The 17,520-nt window shown below is 74.7% G+C and carries 13 protein-coding genes; 1 reads left to right on the top strand and 12 read right to left on the bottom strand.

Going from position 1 to position 17,520, the window contains the following annotated elements:
• Positions 1-81: 81 nt before the first annotated feature.
• From WME96_RS09570 to WME96_RS09535, 8 genes are all read right to left on the bottom strand, one after another.
• A complete protein-coding gene (locus WME96_RS09570) occupies positions 82-1,281 on the bottom strand; it encodes an ARPP-2 domain-containing protein (protein ID WP_437289837.1) in 1,200 nt (399 codons plus the stop codon).
• Complete coding sequence (locus WME96_RS09565; RefSeq protein WP_437289836.1) at positions 1,281-2,849, bottom strand: hypothetical protein; 1,569 nt, start codon at positions 2,847-2,849, stop codon at positions 1,281-1,283. The genes WME96_RS09570 and WME96_RS09565 overlap by 1 nt, the downstream gene beginning before the upstream one ends.
• Before the next feature lie 237 nt (positions 2,850-3,086).
• Entirely contained in the window at positions 3,087-3,698 is a 612-nt protein-coding gene (locus tag WME96_RS09560) for a hypothetical protein (protein WP_437289835.1), read from the bottom strand.
• A 596-nt stretch (positions 3,699-4,294) separates the two neighbouring features.
• The gene (locus tag WME96_RS09555) at positions 4,295-5,305 is read right to left on the bottom strand and encodes a TauD/TfdA family dioxygenase (protein ID WP_437289834.1); all 1,011 of its coding nucleotides are present in this window, start codon (positions 5,303-5,305) and stop codon (positions 4,295-4,297) included.
• A 61-nt stretch (positions 5,306-5,366) separates the two neighbouring features.
• Positions 5,367-6,791, bottom strand: a complete 1,425-nt coding sequence (locus tag WME96_RS09550; protein ID WP_437289833.1) for a hypothetical protein — start codon at positions 6,789-6,791, stop codon at positions 5,367-5,369.
• On the bottom strand, positions 6,775-7,833 hold the full coding sequence (locus tag WME96_RS09545) for a hypothetical protein (RefSeq protein WP_437289832.1): 1,059 nt from the start codon (positions 7,831-7,833) through the stop codon (positions 6,775-6,777). The genes WME96_RS09550 and WME96_RS09545 overlap by 17 nt, the downstream gene beginning before the upstream one ends.
• Positions 7,830-8,582, bottom strand: a complete 753-nt coding sequence (locus WME96_RS09540; RefSeq protein ID WP_437289831.1) for a nucleotidyltransferase domain-containing protein — start codon at positions 8,580-8,582, stop codon at positions 7,830-7,832. Before WME96_RS09540 ends, WME96_RS09545 begins: the two co-directional genes overlap by 4 nt.
• Before the next feature lie 3 nt (positions 8,583-8,585).
• Positions 8,586-10,004, bottom strand: coding sequence for a DUF692 domain-containing protein (locus tag WME96_RS09535; protein ID WP_437289830.1), 1,419 nt, complete (start codon positions 10,002-10,004; stop codon positions 8,586-8,588).
• A gap of 309 nt (positions 10,005-10,313) precedes the next feature.
• Between WME96_RS09535 and WME96_RS09530 the strand changes: the two genes are divergently transcribed.
• Complete coding sequence (locus tag WME96_RS09530) at positions 10,314-11,531, top strand: glycosyltransferase (protein WP_437289829.1); 1,218 nt, start codon at positions 10,314-10,316, stop codon at positions 11,529-11,531.
• A gap of 53 nt (positions 11,532-11,584) precedes the next feature.
• Here WME96_RS09530 and WME96_RS09525 read toward each other — a convergent pair whose 3' ends face one another.
• The 4 genes from WME96_RS09525 to WME96_RS09510 are packed head-to-tail and all read right to left on the bottom strand — an operon-like array spanning position 11,585 to position 17,517.
• Positions 11,585-12,298 carry an NTP transferase domain-containing protein gene (locus WME96_RS09525; protein ID WP_437289828.1) on the bottom strand — a complete coding sequence of 238 codons (714 nt, stop codon included), beginning with the start codon at positions 12,296-12,298 and terminating at the stop codon, positions 11,585-11,587.
• 11 nt (positions 12,299-12,309) lie between these two features.
• A complete protein-coding gene (locus tag WME96_RS09520; protein WP_437289827.1) occupies positions 12,310-13,893 on the bottom strand; it encodes a YcaO-like family protein in 1,584 nt (527 codons plus the stop codon).
• Entirely contained in the window at positions 13,890-15,986 is a 2,097-nt protein-coding gene (locus WME96_RS09515; protein WP_437289826.1) for a S8 family peptidase, read from the bottom strand. The genes WME96_RS09520 and WME96_RS09515 overlap by 4 nt, the downstream gene beginning before the upstream one ends.
• The gene (locus WME96_RS09510; RefSeq protein ID WP_437289825.1) at positions 15,964-17,517 is read right to left on the bottom strand and encodes a radical SAM protein; all 1,554 of its coding nucleotides are present in this window, start codon (positions 17,515-17,517) and stop codon (positions 15,964-15,966) included. Before WME96_RS09510 ends, WME96_RS09515 begins: the two co-directional genes overlap by 23 nt.
• Between the last annotated feature and the right edge of the window lie 3 nt (positions 17,518-17,520).

Raw genomic sequence — 17,520 nt, 5'->3', positions numbered from 1 at the left:
GCGTACATCGGAAGTCGAACGCGAACAGACGAGCTCGTTCGGCGGAGCAGATTGCCCTTCTTCCTCGCTGCCGGGAGCGCCTCAGCGAGCGCGCTCGCGCGTCCGCTTCAGCGCCGCCTTGAGGACGTGCTCCGCGATCAGATACCCGAACCCCTCCCCGTCGATCCGCCGGAGAAGCTGGTCGCGCGCGATCCGGAGCGCCGCCGCGGTGGCGTCCAGGTTCCACGCGTGCGCGGCGAGCTGCTGGAGCAGCCGCGCGCGCCGCACCTGGCCCGCGGAGAGCCGGTAGGTCTTCGCGTACTCCAGCGTGCCGTCGTCGCGCACGATCGCCTCGCCGATGTGGTTGTCGAGCGCCGGATCGAGCTCCGTCATGAACCGCTGCAGCGAGAACGGCCCCGCCCGGTACACGCGCTCCGCCGTGATCGGCCGGCCGAGGAGGCCCGCGGCCGTGTCCACGTGCAGCGCGCCGGCCTCCGCCCGAGCGCGATCGAGCGCGGCCCGCAGGTCGTCCAGCGATCCGACCTGCGCCGCGTCGAACGTGTGAACGAACGCCTGGCTGTCGCCGTTGTGGCGGGCCGCATGGAGCAGCGTCTGCTCGAAGAAATCCTCGATCAGCGTGCGGTGCAGCGCGCGGTAGTCGTCGGGGTGCGACACGACGAACACCGACGCGAGCAGCTCGCCGATGAAGAGCAGGAGGCCGCTCTGGCCCTGATGGATCTCGAACACGCGCAGCGCGTCCTCCAGGCTCGGGATCGCCCGGCCGGAGAGCGATGTCTCGGTGCGCGGGTCGAGGCCGCGGGAGATCGCTCGCCGCGAGTACTCGGACCAGGCGATCTCGGGGGCGTTGAAGTGCAGGGCGAGGAAGCCCTCCATGGCGAGGTGCTGCGGCAGGAGGCGCAGGCGGTTCCGCTCGGCCGGATCCTCGCCGCGCGCCTCGCGCCGGACCATGCGGTGGAGCAGGTTGACGCCCCAGCCCAGCTTGGCGAGCGGGTTGCGCTCGCCAGGTCCCGCGAGCGCCGCGCCGTACGACGCGACCGGCGAGCCGTCGTCGGTCCACCCAACCACGAGCGCGTGCGGCACGTAGTTCGAGCAGTAAAGCGAGCCTTCGCCCACATCGACGAGCGCCATGGGGTCGTCGTACCCGCGGCGGGCGATGCGCAGGTCGCCCCGCGGCGCGGCCCGGAGGAGCGGGACGAGGCGCACGCCCGCGAAGACCTGGGCGTGCGTGGCCGTGAGACCCCGGAGCGCGAGAGATCGGAGCAGGGCGGGCGCCTTGGCCATCAGGGCGCTCCCGGCGCCGCGTCGAGCGCCTCCACGGCCTCCTCGCCCGAGGCGGCGAGCGCCTCCACGGCCTCCTCGCTCGATCCGGCGGGCGCCTCCGCCGGCCCGGCGACGCCCGAGGGCCGGCCGTGCCGCGACAGCAACGCGGCCGCGCGCTGCGCGAGGTAGCGCTCGAGCTCCGCGAGCGGCGCCGTGCCCTCGGCGAACCGGGCGAAGCCGAGGACCGTGGGCAGGTCCTCCGCGTCGCGCAGGCCGACCGTCGGGATCGACGGGCCGAGCCCGCGGGGCGCGTAGCGCTCGCTGTCGAACACGGGGTTGATGTGGACGATGGAGGTGCGCTGCCCGGGGTCGAGCCGCGCGCGAAAGCAGCGGGCGACCTCCGCGGCGGCGCCCGGCGGGTCGTTCTCGAAGCCGTCCGAGAGGACGACCACAACGTCGGGGCGGCAGGCGAGCGCGTCGAGCAGCGGCGTGGCGAGGTCGGTCTGGCCGCGCGCGTCGACGAGGATCTCGTCGGGCGTCGGCGCGGTCCAGAACGCGCGGTACTCGCGGGCGGCGGCGCGCAGCAGGTAGCTCACCCCGAGCGCGACGGCGAGCGGGCGGCGGCGCTTCTCGCTCGATCCGGACGCCGAGTAGCTCCGGTCGAGGACTGCAGCCACGCGCCCGAGCGCGGCGGGGCTCTTGCGGAGCGCCCGGGCGGCGGCGCGCTCGAGCGCGGCGTGGAGCTCCTCGCGGCGGTCACGGCGCGCCTTCTCGGGCAGGGAGAGGGCGTACAGGGCGACGCGGGTGAGCGGGGCGCGGCCGAGGTCGACGGCGAGGTCCACGTCCTCGCGCCCGGCGGCGCGCTGGAGCCGCAGGCGCTCGCCCTCGGTCATGCGCGGGGCGGCGCGGCGCAGGAGCTCGTCGCGCGAGACGCCGCGGGCCGCGGCGAGCCCCTCGGCGACGGTCAGCGGCAGGTCGAAGATCGCCTCCTTCGCGTAGCGGGCCTGCCGCGCGCGCTCGAGGAGCGGCGCCTCGAACGGCGCGCGACGATCGGGCTCGAACAGGAACGGCCCGAGCTCGCCGGGGAGCCGGAGGTGAGCGTGCGTGGCGAGCGCGCGGACGTGGGCGCGGTACTTGACCGCGTCGAAGGCCGGATCCGGGCGGCCGGCGAGGTAGTCGCGGATGACGGCGCGCGCGCGGCGGTTGTTCACGCGGCGCTCCCGGAGGGCGCGGAGCGCCCGGAGCGCGCGCTGCGGCGGGAGCTCCCGGAGCGCCGCCGCGATGAGCAGCCCCTCCTCTCGCCGGTCGGCGGGGGGCGTCTCGGCGCCGGTCGCGAGGAGGTTCACGGCGATCAGGGCCTGGTTGAAGTGGTTGATGCCGGCGGCGAGCGTGCGCGCGTAGAGGCGCCGGTAATTGCCGAGGATGTACTCGTGGAGGAACTCGACGGACACGACCTGTCCGCCGGAGGATCCGTAGAACTCGGCCTGCCCGGTGCACGCGAAGCAGGCGTTGATGAACATGACGAGGTCCTCGCGCTCGACGCGCTCGGTGTGGAAGCGGGCGGGGGGCGAGGCTGACGCGGGCGACATGAGAAGAGCCGCCCGGGGAATGGTGGGGCGAGTTACCTAAACAGTTACCAGACTGGGCTCGGGAATCGCCCCGGAGTCCCACGGGCGGCAAGAGGCAGGATACACCGGGACCAGCGCCTCGCAGAACCGGCCGAGCAGGTTTGCATCACCGGCGCGCGGGCTCCGGGGTGGCCGATGCGCGCTCCTCTGCCGTCCGGGCAACGTTCATCCGGCGGATCTGGCCGGCGATGTGGCCGGCTAATCTGGCCAGACCTCGATCCAGACGAACAGCACCTGTCCGGCGGCCTGGTTGTCGACCGCAACCGGATGAACGGTGCGGGCCCGGAGCGCCGCGACGAGGTGACCGTGGTTGATCGCGAACCTGCCGATGAAGTCGTCGTTGATGAGGTCCCTGTCGATGAGCTCACCGCTCAGGTGGACGTCCGGCGTGAGCGGCACGCGACGCCACGTCGGCGGGCCGTTCCATCCCGGCGTGCACGTGTCGCGCTGCCCCGATCGATCGAGCGTGCGCCTCCCGAGCGATCGCGCGCCCACGAACAGCTCCGCCGAGCCGAACGGCTCCGGCGGCTCGGTCCCGGATCCCGCCGCCTCCGCGGCGAACCCGGCCACGCTGGCGGCCGCCGCGGCTGGGTGCTCCGTGCGAAGGAGGCCGCCGATGGCGGTGAGCGCCCCCGGCGCGACCGCGCCCATGCCGTCCCATTGACGCCCGTCCGCCTTGGCCGGGCTGATGACGGCGCCGTCGATCGAGATGCGCACATGGGCCGGCAGCGGCTCCACCGCCGGCCGGCAGGCCGCGCAGGCGAGGGCGATCCCACACAGCGAGGCCGCTCCGAGAGGACGTGACGCCATGCTTCGAGAACGTATCCCGGCGGCGGCGGCGCACCAACCCGGAAGAGCGCGCGCGAGGCGCGGCGGGAGGCATCGGTCGCGCGGCGGAGCCTCCGGCGACCGAGGTCGTGCGACGACCGCACGCGCTGCGCCCACCACATCGTACACGGAGATCAGAAAGCGCCACTGCAGATATCGATACAGCCGTCGTCAGCCACACAAAGGATGAGGTTCATCGCGGAGTCCCAACCAGCACACGGGGTGTAATTGCCAGACGCGAAGCACTCGGCGCACACTTCATCGTCGGTGCAAGCATTCGCCTCCACGCAACAGTTGGTCTTCATGCAGTCGTCGCATTCGACCCATCTTGTCTGAATGTCGCCACATGAATCCATCCCCGTCGTGCTCGACGCTGTCGTGCTCGTCGACGCCGACGAGCCGCCGGAGCCATCGGTCTGGCTCTCATCGCTGCATCCTGTGAGGACAACAACACCGATGCAGATCGGCAAGATACACTGTCGACGCATCATGACCTCCGAGTCTGGCGCGCGGCGCGATCGCGCAGGCGGTCGCGCGTCGGTAGCCGAACAACGTCTGCCTGGATCCGTGCCTGTCCGTCATCGGCGTGGCGCGCAGCTCACGTCAAGGGCGCTCATCTCGGCGATCGCCTCGGCCAGCGCGCCGTCGTCCGTGCCCTCCGCATCGCCCGCGAGCGCCTCCTCAGCGGCGGCGAGCGCCGCGTCGCGGAGGCGGTAGAGCTCGGGCTCGGGGATGCGCTCGCGCGCGGCGAGGACGCCCGGCGGGACGCCGCGCAGCATCTCCAGGACGACCCCGAGGCGGCGGCGGGCCTCGGGCGGCGGCGGCGCGCCGAGGCCGAGCCGCCGGCGCGTGGCCTCTGGCGCGGCCGCGAGGCGGCGCGTGGCGGCCTCGGCGACCTGGGCGGCGAGCGCGTGGTACGCGCGCGGCGACGGCAGCTTCGCCTCCGTCCAGACGAGGAGCCGCACGAACTCGCGCGCCCCGCCCTCGAACGCCCGCCGCCCGTGGAGCATGCGCCGGTTGTCGACCACCAGGATGTCCCCCGCGCCGAGCGAGAGCTCGATCACCTCGCGCCGCGACGCCTCGACGAAGCGCGCGAGCCGCGCGGCGATCGCATCCCCCGGCGGCACGATCGGCGCGTGCGTGAGCGCCAGGGCGCCGCCGCGGAGCGACACGGTGGGCCCGAAGAAGTCCCCGAAGACGAAGGGGATGCGCCTGTACACCGTGAAGAGCGCGCGGAAGAGCCCGGGATCGTCGCGCTCGATCGTCGCGAGCAGCGCCCAGCCGTCGAGCAGGAGGCAGCCCCCGCCGCGCTCCGCGGGCCTGACGCAGGCCATGATCTGCACCGCCGGCGGCGCGCCCGCGAAGCACTGGCTGTCCGTGTGGAGCGGCGCCGCCGCGGAGCTCGCCGCGAACGACCTCCCCCCCGGCACCGCCTTGATCGGCTGCCGCTCGACCAGGAGCGGCCTCGTCCCGAGCAGCCGCTCCGCGAACCCCCACGGCGCCCGCGCCGCCTCCTCCGGCGCCAGCGCCCCCTCGTCGCCGCGCAGGACCGCGAAGCCGCGCGCCGCGAGCTCGTCGAGGAGCCTCATCTCTCTTCCTCTGTGCCCTCTGTGCCTCTGTGGTTCAAATTCTCTTCTCCCCCGCCTCCGCTCACCCGTCGAGAAAGCGGGCCTCCCGGAAGCCGGCGCGGAGCAGGTCGCGCGGGATGGGCAGGATCCGGAGCAGCGGCGCCCCCTCGGGCACCTCGATCGCCGCGCCGATGCGGCGCACGTGGAACACCGCCGGTGTCGCGAAGAAGACGTCGGTCGCGACCACCCCGCGCATCACGTCGTAGCCCTCGCCGTGGATGCCCTCGAGCAGGCTCGACCAGCGCGGCGGGGTCGCGGTGAAGGCCCACGGCTTCACGAAGAAGTGCGGCTCGCCCGGCGGATGGGGCGTGAAGTACTTCGTCAGGTACCAGAGCGCCCCGCGGTTCGCGGCGACGAAATCCTCCCCGAAGACCCGGGCAAACGTGCGCTCCACCGCGGCCGCCCCCTCGGCGAGGCGCGGCGCCTCCGGCGCGACAGCGAGCGTGTGCCCGTCGAAGGTCGCGCGGAACGGCACCGCGTTCCTCACCACGATGGACTGGAGCCGCCGGGCTCCCCCGCGCCAGGGGACCGGATCCGGCCCCGCCGCGGTCGTGACCTCGGTGACCTCGGCGATCTCGGGCGCCCCCGGCCCGGCCACGACCAGCCGCGCGCGCGCCGGCCCCGCGCGCTTCGCTCCCGCGCTCCCTTCCTCCGCGCTCCCTCCTGCCGCGCTCCCCTCGGCCGCGCCCCCCGCTCCCGCGCGCCCCTCCCCCGCCCTCGCCTTTCCCCCCACGAGGCGCCGGTACTTGCGCGTCACCTCGCCCTTCTTCACCGCGAAGTACTTCGCGTCGTAGAACGCCGCATGTGCCCGCCCCACCTCGGGGGCGTCCGCGAGCGCGCAGGCCTCGATCTGCACGTCGGGGAGCACCGGCGCGACGCAGCCGATCTCGCCCTCGAGCCGGAGCACCCGGGGCGCCTCGTCGCGGACGCGCAGCTCGACCACCAGCGGCACGAAGGCGCCGTCGTCGGCGAGATACGCCTCGCTCACGTCGATCAGCACGTTCCGGCGGTTCGCCGCGCCCGCGACCCGCAACCAGAGGCCCGGATCCGGGCGCACCAGGAGCCCGGTCCACAGCCGCAGGCGCGGCGGGCCGAGCGCCGTCCGGCACGTCCAGGCGATGCCGCCGCGCAGCGCCCGGTGCCACGCCCCCTCGGGCGCCAGGAAGCCCTGCGTGACCAGCCGGGGCAGCGCGGCGCGGTGCGCGCGGAGCAGCGCCTCGCGGTGCTCCCCCGCGGGCTCGGCGCGCAGCGAGCCGAGCCGCCGCTGCACCTCGAACGGACGCGCCAGCGTGATCTGAAGCCCGAACGCGTTGCCCTCGAGGAGCGGCACGCACGCCTTCGCCACCCGGAGCGGCACCGCGCCGTCGAGGTCGCCGGCGCGCCGGGTGAGCCGGCAGAGGCCGAGGGCGTCGAGCACCTCGAAGCAGGCGTCACCCGCCGCAGCCACCACCACCGCCGCAGCCGCCGCCGCCACCGCAGCCGCCGCCGCCGCCGCAGCTCGACGAGCTGCAGCTCGATCCGCCCGACGAGCCGCCGCCCGTCGAGACCGCCACGGGCGGGCCCATCGCGTACACCATCGGCGCGAAGAGCGGCGACATCGCGAGCATCGCCGCGCCGCCCGCGGCCACCGTCAGGCCGATGTCCACCGCGTCCCGGCGGCGACCGCTGGCGACGTCCGAGCGCAGCGAGACGGTCGAGTCGTCGAGCCACGCGAGGTAGCTCGCCCTCAGGCTGCTGTACTTGCTCGTGGCCATCGCCACGAGCCACGTGGCGAACAGGAGCGCGATCATCTCCATCACGAGCAGCGTGTGGGGACGGTTGAGCTCCTCCGCGCGAAGGACGCGGATCAACCCGACCCCGAGGAGCGCGAGGCCGACAGCCCAGATCACGGCCGAGAGCGTCTTCAGGGTCCCCGGCGTGCGGAGCATCCCGGCGGCCGCGAGCTCGCCGCGGAGCTCCTGCTCGAACCGCTGCGCGATCTGGTCGGCGGAGGCGCGCAGCTGCGCCACCGAGAGCGTCGCGCCCGCGGCCCCCCTCGAGGAGAGCGCGCTGTGAAATGCCGCGAGCACCCTGTCGCGCGGCGGCGCGCCGCCCATGACCTGGAACGCCTGCGGCGCGTCGTTCGCGTCACCCGCGGGGACGAGCCAGCCCGCGGCCATCGCGACAGCGATCAGCGTCTCGGCGACGCCCTTGCTCTGGTCCCGGAGGTACGCGATCGCCCAGTACTCGTCCGGCTGGGGGATCCAGCCCGCCGAGAGCCGCTGCCGCTGCGGCGGCTGCGCATGGAACCGGTACGGCGTGCCCGCCGCGGCCGCAGCGGCCGCCGGCGCGCCGACGGGCTGCGCCGACCGGTCGAGGGAGGCGCCGATCGCGTTGCGCAGCAGGATGGCGAAGATGAGGCCGGAGAGCGAGAGCGCGCCGTAGAAGAGCAGGAACGCCGGCCCCGACTCCATGTTGAACGGGAAGAAGTCGAAGATCTCGTGGATCACGGCGACCCCTGGTGCTCGAGCCGATCGACGTCGTCGACCGCGCGCGCGAGCAGCGCGGCGAGCGCCTCGTAGGCAGCGCCCGGCGCCTCGTGGACCCGCTGGAGCGGGGCCATGTCGACGCCGAGGTGCTTGCCCGCCCCGGCGAGCACGGTCGCGAGGTCGTCGTCCCCGCCGTCCCCGTCGATTCCGTGCAGGCCGAGCAGGGCGTGCAGCGGGCCGCGGATCTGCTTCACCTTGCGGAGGACAGCGCCCCGCAGCGCCTCGTCCGAGCCCATCCCGTCCACCACCGCGCGGCGGAGCCGGATCTGCGCCTCGCGGAGCTCCTGCTCGACGCGCAGGCGGCGGTTCTTGCCGTCGATCACCAGCGCCGAGAACGGGTCGCGCCCGGAGAGGAGCACGTGGCACCGGCGGATGTCGTCGTAGAGCAGCGGGAACACGTCCGCGGCGCGCGGGATCTCGGCGACGGTGAGGATCATCGCCTCGATCCGGGCCGCGTAGCGCGCGATCCTGAGCGCGTTGGCGATCGCGTCGAGGCCCTCGCGGGAAGCCTCGTTGAGCACCACCATCAGATCGACGTCGCTCTGCCCCTCGCGGTAACCGCCGCGCGCCGCGCTGCCGTAGACGAGCAGGCACGCGAGCTCGTCGCCGAGCGTCCGCTCGAGGCTCTCCTTGAGCTCCGTGAGCCGCGCCTGCACGGGCGCCGGCAGCCTGGAGACGGCGCTCCCCTGGGCGATCGTTCCTTCTTTCATGCGCTACCCTCGCGACCCGAAGAGCCGGACATCGGCGCTCGAGCCAATCCCCTTGATCGCCCAGAGTACCCGACCTCCGGGGAGCCGTTCTCGCCGAATGAACGGCAGGAGCCGGGGCCGCACGCTCCCGTCGCCCGCGGGCCCGACGAAGCGGGCGCGGAGGAGCAGGCGATCCACGGCCGCCTCGGGCGCGAGCCGCGCGTCGGCCTCGGCCGCCGCGGCGATCCGGAGCGCGTCGGCCACCGCGGCGAGGCGCGGGGCCCGCGGCGACGCCTCGAGGCACCGGGCCGCGAGGCGCGCGGCGGCCTCGCGGTGCGACGCGAGCCGCGGCAGCAGCGGAAGCGCGTCGTCCACGCGCTTGCGCTGGAGGATCCCGCGCGAGCGGGCGACCTCCGCGGCGTCGAACGGCCGCACGCCGTCCGGCGATGGATCCAGCGGCGCGGTGAGCAGCTCGGCCACGTGCGCCTGGACCGCAGCGAGCGCCGGGGCCCCGGCGGGCGGATCCGGATCGTGAGTGGAAATTTGCAGTACCGCTGCGCGCCCGGCCGTCGGCGGGGGGCGGGGCGGCGCGGATCGGGCGAGGTCGCGGAGGGTCGCGATCTCGGCCGCGAGCGCCGCGAACGGGGGGAAGTCGCCGTCGCGCTCGAGGAGGATCGGGACCGGCCCGGTGCGCTCGAGGACCGCGGCGAGGAGCGCGAAGACAGGCTCGGGGACGGGGTGGGCGTGCGTGTCGAAGTAGAAGCCGTGCTCGCGGGCGCCGCCGGCGATGTGGATCATCGCGACGCGATCGAGCGGGTAGGAGCGGACGAGCGCGGTGGGGTCGATGCCGTCGTTGACGGCGTTCGCGTAGACGTTGCCGACGTCGAGGAGGAGGTCGCAGCCGGTGCGGGCGACGACCTCGGCGTAGAAGCGCCCCTCGTCGAGGTCGTCGTCGGGGAAGCGCAGCGTGCGCGCGGCGTTCTCGAGCAGCAGCGGGATGTCCGGGAGCGCCCGCCGGGCCGCGGCGACGTTCCGCGCGACGACGCGGGCCGCCTCGACCGTGTACGGCAGCGCGGTGAGGTGGCCGATCTCGCGGCCGCCGCCGCGCACGAAGGCGACGTGCTCGCTCACGACGGGGGCGGCGAGCTCCCGGCAGAGCGCCCCGAGGCGGCGGGCGCGATCGAGGTCGATGCCCGCGGCGCTGCCGAGCGAGAGCTTCACGCCGTGGGGCACCACCGGCCAGATGCGGGCGATCGCGGCCGCCTCGCGCCGCGCGGCCGGGCTCGCGAAGCAGGCCTCAGCCACGACCTCGACGAAGTCGACGGCGCCGGGCGCGGACAGCAGATCGGCGGCGAGCTCGGGGCGGAATCCGACGCCGACGCTGCCGACGCCGCCGACGCTGCCGACGCCGGAGAGCGGTGCGCTGGGGAGGCGGGCAAGCACGCGGGGACCTCGCTCAGTTTGCCTCAACGCAGGGGTTCGCGACAGGGGGGGAGCGGCTCGCGACTGCGGGAGACCGAGGTTCGCGCTGTCAGCACGCCAGGATAGAGGAGCTCACCTCATCGGCCAGAAGCGGAGATCACGAGTCGCGCACCGCAACGAAGAACGAGACGACGTTGCAATGGAAAAGCGACCGATCCAGACGCCGTCGCCTCGCCATTGACGGCCGCTCGCGCGGCGCGGACACACTATGTCCGCGCAGCCGCCTTCGGCATTGCGCGCCTCCGCGCCGCGCGCGAGGCTCGGCGCCGAATGAAGATCCTCGCCATTGCGCTCGCGCGTCATAGCCAGTTCTCCGGTATCTTCGATGTGCTCCGCCGCAAACACGAGATCACCCTCGTCGCGCCGGACGGCACCGGCGAGGCGCCCGGGCTCCGCGTGATCCCCTTCACGCCGGCCCGCGTCACCTCGGGCAGCCGGGCCGAGCGCGCTGTCGGGTCGTTCCTGGGCACGGCGCGGGCGGTCGCGAGCGCGATCGAGCCGCTCCGGGGCGAGCGCTTCGACGTGGTGTTCGGACAGGTGAGCTTCGGCTGCACCCACGAGATCCGGCGCGTCCTCGACGCGCCCGTCGTCTCCCATGTCGAGCTGCCCGGCCGGGAGATGGCCACCGCGCGCCCGGAGTTCCCGCCCTCGCACGAGGACATCGAGGCCGGCGAGGCGCACCGCGCCCTCGTCGACCAGAGCCTGCGCGCGTCCGATCTCATCATCACGCCGTCCCGCCACGCCGCGGGGCTGCTCCCGCGCGACGTCGCGCCGCGCGTGCGGGTCAGCATGGAGGGCTTCCGCGTCGGGCCGCTCAGGGACGCCGCCGAGCGGAGGGCCCTGCGGCAGCGGCACGGGCTGCCGGCCGACGCGCCGCTGCTCGGCTATTTCGGGAGGACGCTCGAGGCCATGCGCGGCTTCGACATCTTCGTCCAGGCGGCGCGCGAGGTCCGCCGCGCGCTGCCCGGGGCGGCGTTCCTCGTCGTCGGCGAGCCGGTCACGCACTACGGCAGCGAGCAGGCCGCGCTCGGCGGCGAGAGCTTCAAGGACTTCGCCCTCCGCACCGCCGGCGTCGCCGAGCGCGAGCTGATGTTCCGGAGGATCCAGCCGTTTCCCGTCTACCGCGAGCTCCTCGCCGCCGTGGACGCCGCGGTGTTTCCGATCTTCGAGAGCGCGGGGCACTGGAGCTTCTTCGACAGCCTCGCCGAGGGCACACCCGCCGTCGCGGCGCGCCGGGCCTTCTTCCCCGAGGTCATCAGGGACGGGCACAACGGGCTCCTCTGCGACGTGCGCGACGTCGAGAACTTCGCCGCGCGCAGCGTCGCCCTGCTGACGATCCCGGGGCTGCGGGCGCGGATCGGGCGCGCCGCGTGGGAGACGGCGCGCCGCGATTTCACCGAGGAGCGCGCGGCCGCGCGGTACGAGGCCGTCTTCGAGGAGGCAGCGCGGCTGCCTGCACGCGCGCTGACGGCGTGCGCGTCGGGCTGAGCGCCCGCCGCGCAGCGGCGGCGCCACGTCAGCCGCGCAGCGGCGGCGCCACGTCAGCCGCGCAGCGACGCGGCCGCGTCGAGCGCGCGCGCGGCGGCGAGATCGGCCGGGGTGTTGATGTTGATGTACCGGCCCTCGAACCGCAGCGCCGAGAAGCGGACGCCCCGGCGCATCGCGAAGCGGAGGGCCTCGGTGATCTCCCGCTCGTTCCGGGACGGGCAGATCGGCGCGAGCGCGAACAGATCGAGGACCTCGGGGGTGAGCAGGTAGAGGCCGAGACCGCAGGCGAGATCGCCGGGATCCGGGGGCTTCTCGGCGAGCTCCTCCACGAGCTCGCCGCGCAGCCGGACGCCGTAGTTGCCCCGCACGCTCGCGGCGTCGCCGCCGGACCAGACCGCCAGCGCGGGCGCGGCCGGCCACGGCTCCACGAGGCGCCCGTCGAGCACGAGGTCGCCGAGGACGACCAGCGCCGGCCCGCGCACGAGGGGCCGCGCGCAGAGCGCCGCGCTGGCGACGCCGTCCGGCGCCGGCTGGCGCACGATCGCCGCCCCGGGGCACCGCGACAGCGCGAAGCGCGCGACGTGCTCGTCATCGCCCGCGACCACGAAGACCGGGGGCGCGCTCGACGCATGATAAGGCAGGAGCTGGCGCATGAGCCGGCCGACGAGCGGCTCGGCGCCGAGCGCGATCATCGATTTGGGCACCCCGGCCGGCTTGTGATCGCCGAGCCGCGTGCCCCGCCCGCCGCAGATGAAGACAAGCTGCATGGCGGCTCCGCTCATCCGATCGGGTGCGGGGTCGGATCGCCGTCGAGGCGCGGCCTCAGCGCGTCGCAGTCGAGCGGCGCGAGGTCGGGCGTGATCACGCGCGCGACCCGCAGGCCGGCCCGCGCGACGTCCGGCGTCGTGAGGTCGACGAAGCACGCGTCCGGGATCCGCGCCGCGATCTGCCGCCATCCGGGCGCCGGCGGGCGGGGTCGCGCGACGCCGTCCGGGCGCAGCCAGCGCTGCCGGCTGGCGATCAGATCCCGCCGGATCGCGTGCGCGCGCGGGTGGTCGCTCAGCGTGCGGGGCGGGTACGCGGGCGGCGGCTCGCCGCGGGCGAGCCACCCCCGCAGCCAGATGTCGACCACCACCGTCTCGAGCGACGCGGCGCGCGCCGCTTCCTCGAGCGATCGGCGCGCCGCGAGGCCGGTCGCGGCGTACGGCGGCTCGGGCCGCTCGAGGAGCGAGACGACGACCTCGAGGCCGCTCTCGCACGGCAGCCGGCAGAGGTGGAGCCCCTCGATCGGGACGGGGCGCACGTCGACGCGCTCGACCGGCAGGTGGAGGCGCCACGCGCGCATCACGCTGTCGCGCTCGATGCGCTCCTCCAGCGCGTGCTGGATCGCGTCGTCGAGCGTGCGGCCGAGCGCGAGGCCGCAGGTCGTCTGCACGCCGAGCGAGGGCTCGCCCTCCGCGCGGCGGTACGGGAAATAGACGAATGCCGCGGGCACCCAGACGGGCGCGTCGTCGACGAGCGACGTGGCGCGCGCCCAGCGCAGCGGCGCGTCGGCGTCGAAGGGCTCCCCCGGGGCGAGGCGGCGCGGGTCGAGCCACCGTCCGTCGAGATCGCGCGCGCGCGCCAGCGGGAGATCGTCGGGCGCGAACGCGGGACAGTAGCGCTCGACGCTCTCTCCGCTCGCCCGGGCGCGGGCCGACGCCCTCGTCGTGTCGGCCGCGATGCCGTCGTTGAGCCCCCGGACGCCCAGCTTCCACCCGAGCGGATCGGTGGAGCAGCCGACCGCCAGGGCCGCCACGATCCCCGGGAAACCGCTGGCGATCTCGTCGACGCGCGTCACGACGCCGAGCCGCTCGCTCACGAGCGCGTCGATGCCGCTCGCCTCCGCGGGCGGGGGCGCCTGTCGACACCGCGAGCACCCGGGGACCGGGACGAAGTCGTGGCGGCGCGTCCCGCCGTCCGGGAGCAGCTCGATCTGGGCCGCGCCGCCGTCGTCGCCGTCAAGAAAGCGCCGCAACGCCGCGGCGACGCGCGCCACCAGCGCGTCGGGCGCCTCCTCGACCGGCCGGCACGCCCTCGCCCCGTTCGATCGGCGGCGCGCGGTGAAGCACGCGAGGCAGCCCGACCCGCCGGCGCCCAGCGTCGGCCCGACGAGCACCTGCCCCTCGTCGCCGGCCTCGATCAGGATCCACGGCGACGGCGCGTGGCTGTCGAACGCCCGCAGCGCGGCGAGGTCGTCCCAGTGGCACGCGAGGACGACGGTGGACGACGCCGCGCCGCGCGGCGCGCCCGCCCCGGAGAGCGCGCTCCGGAGCGCCCTCGCGAACGGGGTGTGTCCCAGGATCTGGATCTCTTTCTTCATCTCTCATCCCCCCGCGCTCGACGATGGATGTCCTCCGCCAGGACCCCGGCCGGTCCAGCGCGCGCCGCGATCTGCGCGTAGGTCTCGTCGGGCAAGCCCAGCGTCCCCCGGATCTGCCGGACATCCTCGATGGGGCGGTGCGCGACGAGGATCCTCGCGGTCATGCGCGGAATGCCGAAGCGCGCCGCCAGCTCCTCGGGATCGCTCTCGTTCAGGGCGGCGAGCACCCCGTCGCGCTCGGCGCCATCCGGCGCGGGGCGCGGCGCGGCCGGCGCCGCGGGCTGCTGCGGGCGCCCGCCGCGCGCGGCCGCCGCGCGCACGGCGGCGGCGCCATCGATCAGGCCGGCGCCGAGCCCGGGGTCGCGCGCTGGCGTCGCCGCCGCCGCCATGATCGCGCGCACCTCGGCGGGAGACAGCGTGGGATCCTGGGACAGGATCAGCGCCGCCACGCCGGCGACGTGCGGCGTCGCGAAGGAGGTCCCGAAATCGGACCGCGCGCCCCCGCCGATCGCCGCGGAGAGGATGTTCTCGGCAGGATCGTGCGAGCCCGAGCCTCCGGGCGCCCCGAAATCGACCTCCTTGCCATAGAACGAATACCTGCACCGGGCGCGATCCGGCCCGACGGCGCCCACCGAGATCACCGACGGGTAATCGGACGGGTAATGCGGCTGATCGGCCTGATCGGGCCAGTTGCCCGCGGAGCAGACGACGACGGCCCCGCGCTCGACGGCCGTCGCGATGGCGTCCCGGATGAGGCCGACATCGCCGCTGGTCTTCCAGCTCAGGCTGATCACGAGCCGCTTCCCCGCCGGGACGCGGCTCAGCGCATAGAGGATCGCGTCGCGCCGCCGCGCATAGCTCGCCGTCTCGCCCGAGAGCGGCACCTTGAGCGGCAGCAGCCGGCACCCGCGGCAAACCCCCTGGATCGCCTGCGCGCCGCTGCCCACCAGGATGCCGGCGATGAACGTCCCGTGCCCGACCTCGTCGTCGGGGACGAGCACCCCGTCGCTCGCGAAGTTCCAGTCGTCGTCGTCCCCGCGCGGCAGGATCGCGTCCTTCAGCGCCGGGTGCGACGTGTCGACCCCGGAGTCGATCACGGCGACGATCACGTCCGGCGAGCCCTCGCCGTAGCGCCACGCGTCCGGGGCGCGGAGCAGCGCGAGGTTCCAGGCCGCCGCGGGCCCGCCGCTCGCCGGCGCGCCCGACCCGCCGCCCTCGAGATCGTCGAAGCCGATGAAGTTGGGCTCGGCGAACTTCACCTCGCTCCGGCGGTTCAGGCCCTCGATCGCGCGCGTGAGCCGCGCCGGCTCCCTCTTTCCGTCGACGAGGCGCAGGGTGAACAGCCCCGGGGTGCGGTGGCGCTCCGCGATCTCGAACCCCGCGGCGGCGATGATCTCCGCCTGCCGCGCCTCCGGGACGCCGTCCGCGAACTGCACCGCGCACAGCTCGGGATCCATGTACCGGCGGCTCGCCGACGGATCGCGGAACGCGGGCGTCACCTTCTCCACGTCGGGCGCGCGCTTGAGATCGGCCAGGATCTGCGGCGCCGACTCGGTCTCGGGGACGCGGAAGAGCCGGTGGCTCGCGCGCGGCCCCGAGCGCGCGTCTTCCCGGAGGCCCAGCGCCATGGGGCTCGGCGCGCGCGCGGCGGCCTCGCTCTCCCGGAAGGTCACCACGACCTCGGACGCGTCCGGCGCGAGCGCGACGCGGCTCCCGGTGAGCTTGTCGCGGTAGGCCAGCTCGGGGACGTCGAAGATCGCCGCGACAGCGTCGAACGCGGCGGCGTCGATCTCCGGGAGGCCGCGCAGCTCGGAGAGGAAGTAGAGCGGCCGCGCCGCGAGGATCGCGCGGGCGGACGCCGCCGGGATCCCCGCCTTGCGCGCGAGCTCCTCCTCGCTCGCGGCGTTGATGTCGAGCTTCGGGATCTCGAACGCGCGCACGCCTCGCGCCACCCGGAACGGCAGGGCGCGGCGGAGCTCCGCGAGCCCCGGGAACGGGCGCGCCCGCACGAGCGCCTCGACCTCCTCCGGCCTCAGATCGAGCAGCGCGGCGAGCTGCTCCCTGGACGCCTCATTGACGTGGACCGTTCGCATGGATTGCCTCCTCCTCCAGCACCTGAAACAGCTCGGAGAGACCGCAGCACGAGGGGTCGTGTCCCGGATCGTGGCGCTCGGCGACGTAGCGCTCGTGCGGGCACCAGCCGCGGCAGTACTTGAAATAGCGACACCCCCGCTGCTGCTCCTGCGCGGCGCGGTTATCCGCCGCGAGCGCCTGCGCGCGCGGGCCGGCGCGCATCTCGTCGAAGCTCTGGGTGAGCACGTTGCCGAGCGTGTAATCGGGGTCGCCGACGAACTTGTCGCAATGACCGACGCTGCCGTCGGGCTCTATCGAGAAGAACGCACCGACGCAGCTGCCGAGCAGCTCGCAATGGCCCGCCACCTCCCCGCGCGCGGCGCGCGCGGCGCTGTCGAGCTCGCGCACGTGGATCCACGGCTCGGGCTGCGCCTTGCGCGCCCGGTCGAGCTCCAGCAGGAAGCGCACGTACGTCGCCCGATCGACCCATTCAACGCCCGGCCGCCCCGCGCCATCGCCATTGCCGTTGCCTGGGCGGGTCGGGAGCACGCCGACCCGGGTGAGCCCCTCTTCCTGCAGGAACCGGACGATCCGCGCCGCGCCCGCGGCGAGCGTCGCGCCGCCGATCACGAGGTAGACGTGCTTGAGCAGGCCGGCGTCGCGCAGCAGGCGCAGGCCGCGGCGCACGTCCGCGAACGTCGACCGGCCGCTCACGTGCAGGCGCGTGCGATCGTGGAGCTCGGGCGGCCCGTCGATGCTGACCCCGACGTGCATTCCGTAGCGAAGGAAGAACCGCACCCAGGCGTCATCCATCGTGGTGGCGTTCGTCTGGATGCGATTGAAAATCTGCTGTCCTGGGCGCTGGAACCAGCGCTCCAGCGCGAGCGTCCTCAGGAAAGCCTTCTGGCCGAGCAGCGTCGGCTCCCCGCCGTGCCACACGACCTCGATCGTGCCGTGCTGTCCCGACCCGACGAGCTCCTGGAAGAGCCGGGCCTGCACGGGGAATGTCATGATCTGGTTCGTCTCTGCCCGCCAATCGTGGCAATACGTGCAGCGCAGGTTGCAGAGGCGGGTGATCTTGACGATCGCGCAGGCATAGCCCGCGTAGCTCATGTCCTGCCCCGGAGCCCAGCGGAGCCGCGTTGGCGCCGCCGGCGCCTGGCTCGGCCGGGCGGCCCTGAGCCACGCCGCCTCGTCGGCGGTGAACAGCGTCTCCAGCGGCCAGGTCGCCAGCGCCTCGACCGGATCGAGGGCGCGCCGGAGCAGGACGTCGAGCGCGGCGCGCCCGGCCTCGTCGAGGCCCTCGGCCGCCGCCCACAGCGCGGCCGCGCGCGCCTCCGAGCCGAGCGCCCGCGCGGCGCTCGCCTGGCTCCGGAGCACGACGAGGCGGCCGGCCACCGCGACGTCCTCGGGCAGCCCGGGCGACGCCGCCCGCTCGAGGAGATCGCCAAAGCTCCCGGCCCCGTCCCGCGCCTCGGCGAGGCGCGCGAGGGCGTCGCGGGCGCGGCCGAGCGCCGCGGGCGACAGCGATTCTTCCACGTGCACGCTCATCGT

Source organism: Sorangium sp. So ce406 (assembly GCF_051474675.1).
Classification (GTDB): Bacteria; Myxococcota_A; Polyangia; order Polyangiales; family Polyangiaceae; genus Sorangium; species Sorangium cellulosum_G.
The sequence above is the reverse complement of the archived record's forward strand: the minus strand, read 5'-3'. Positions and strand labels throughout refer to the sequence as shown.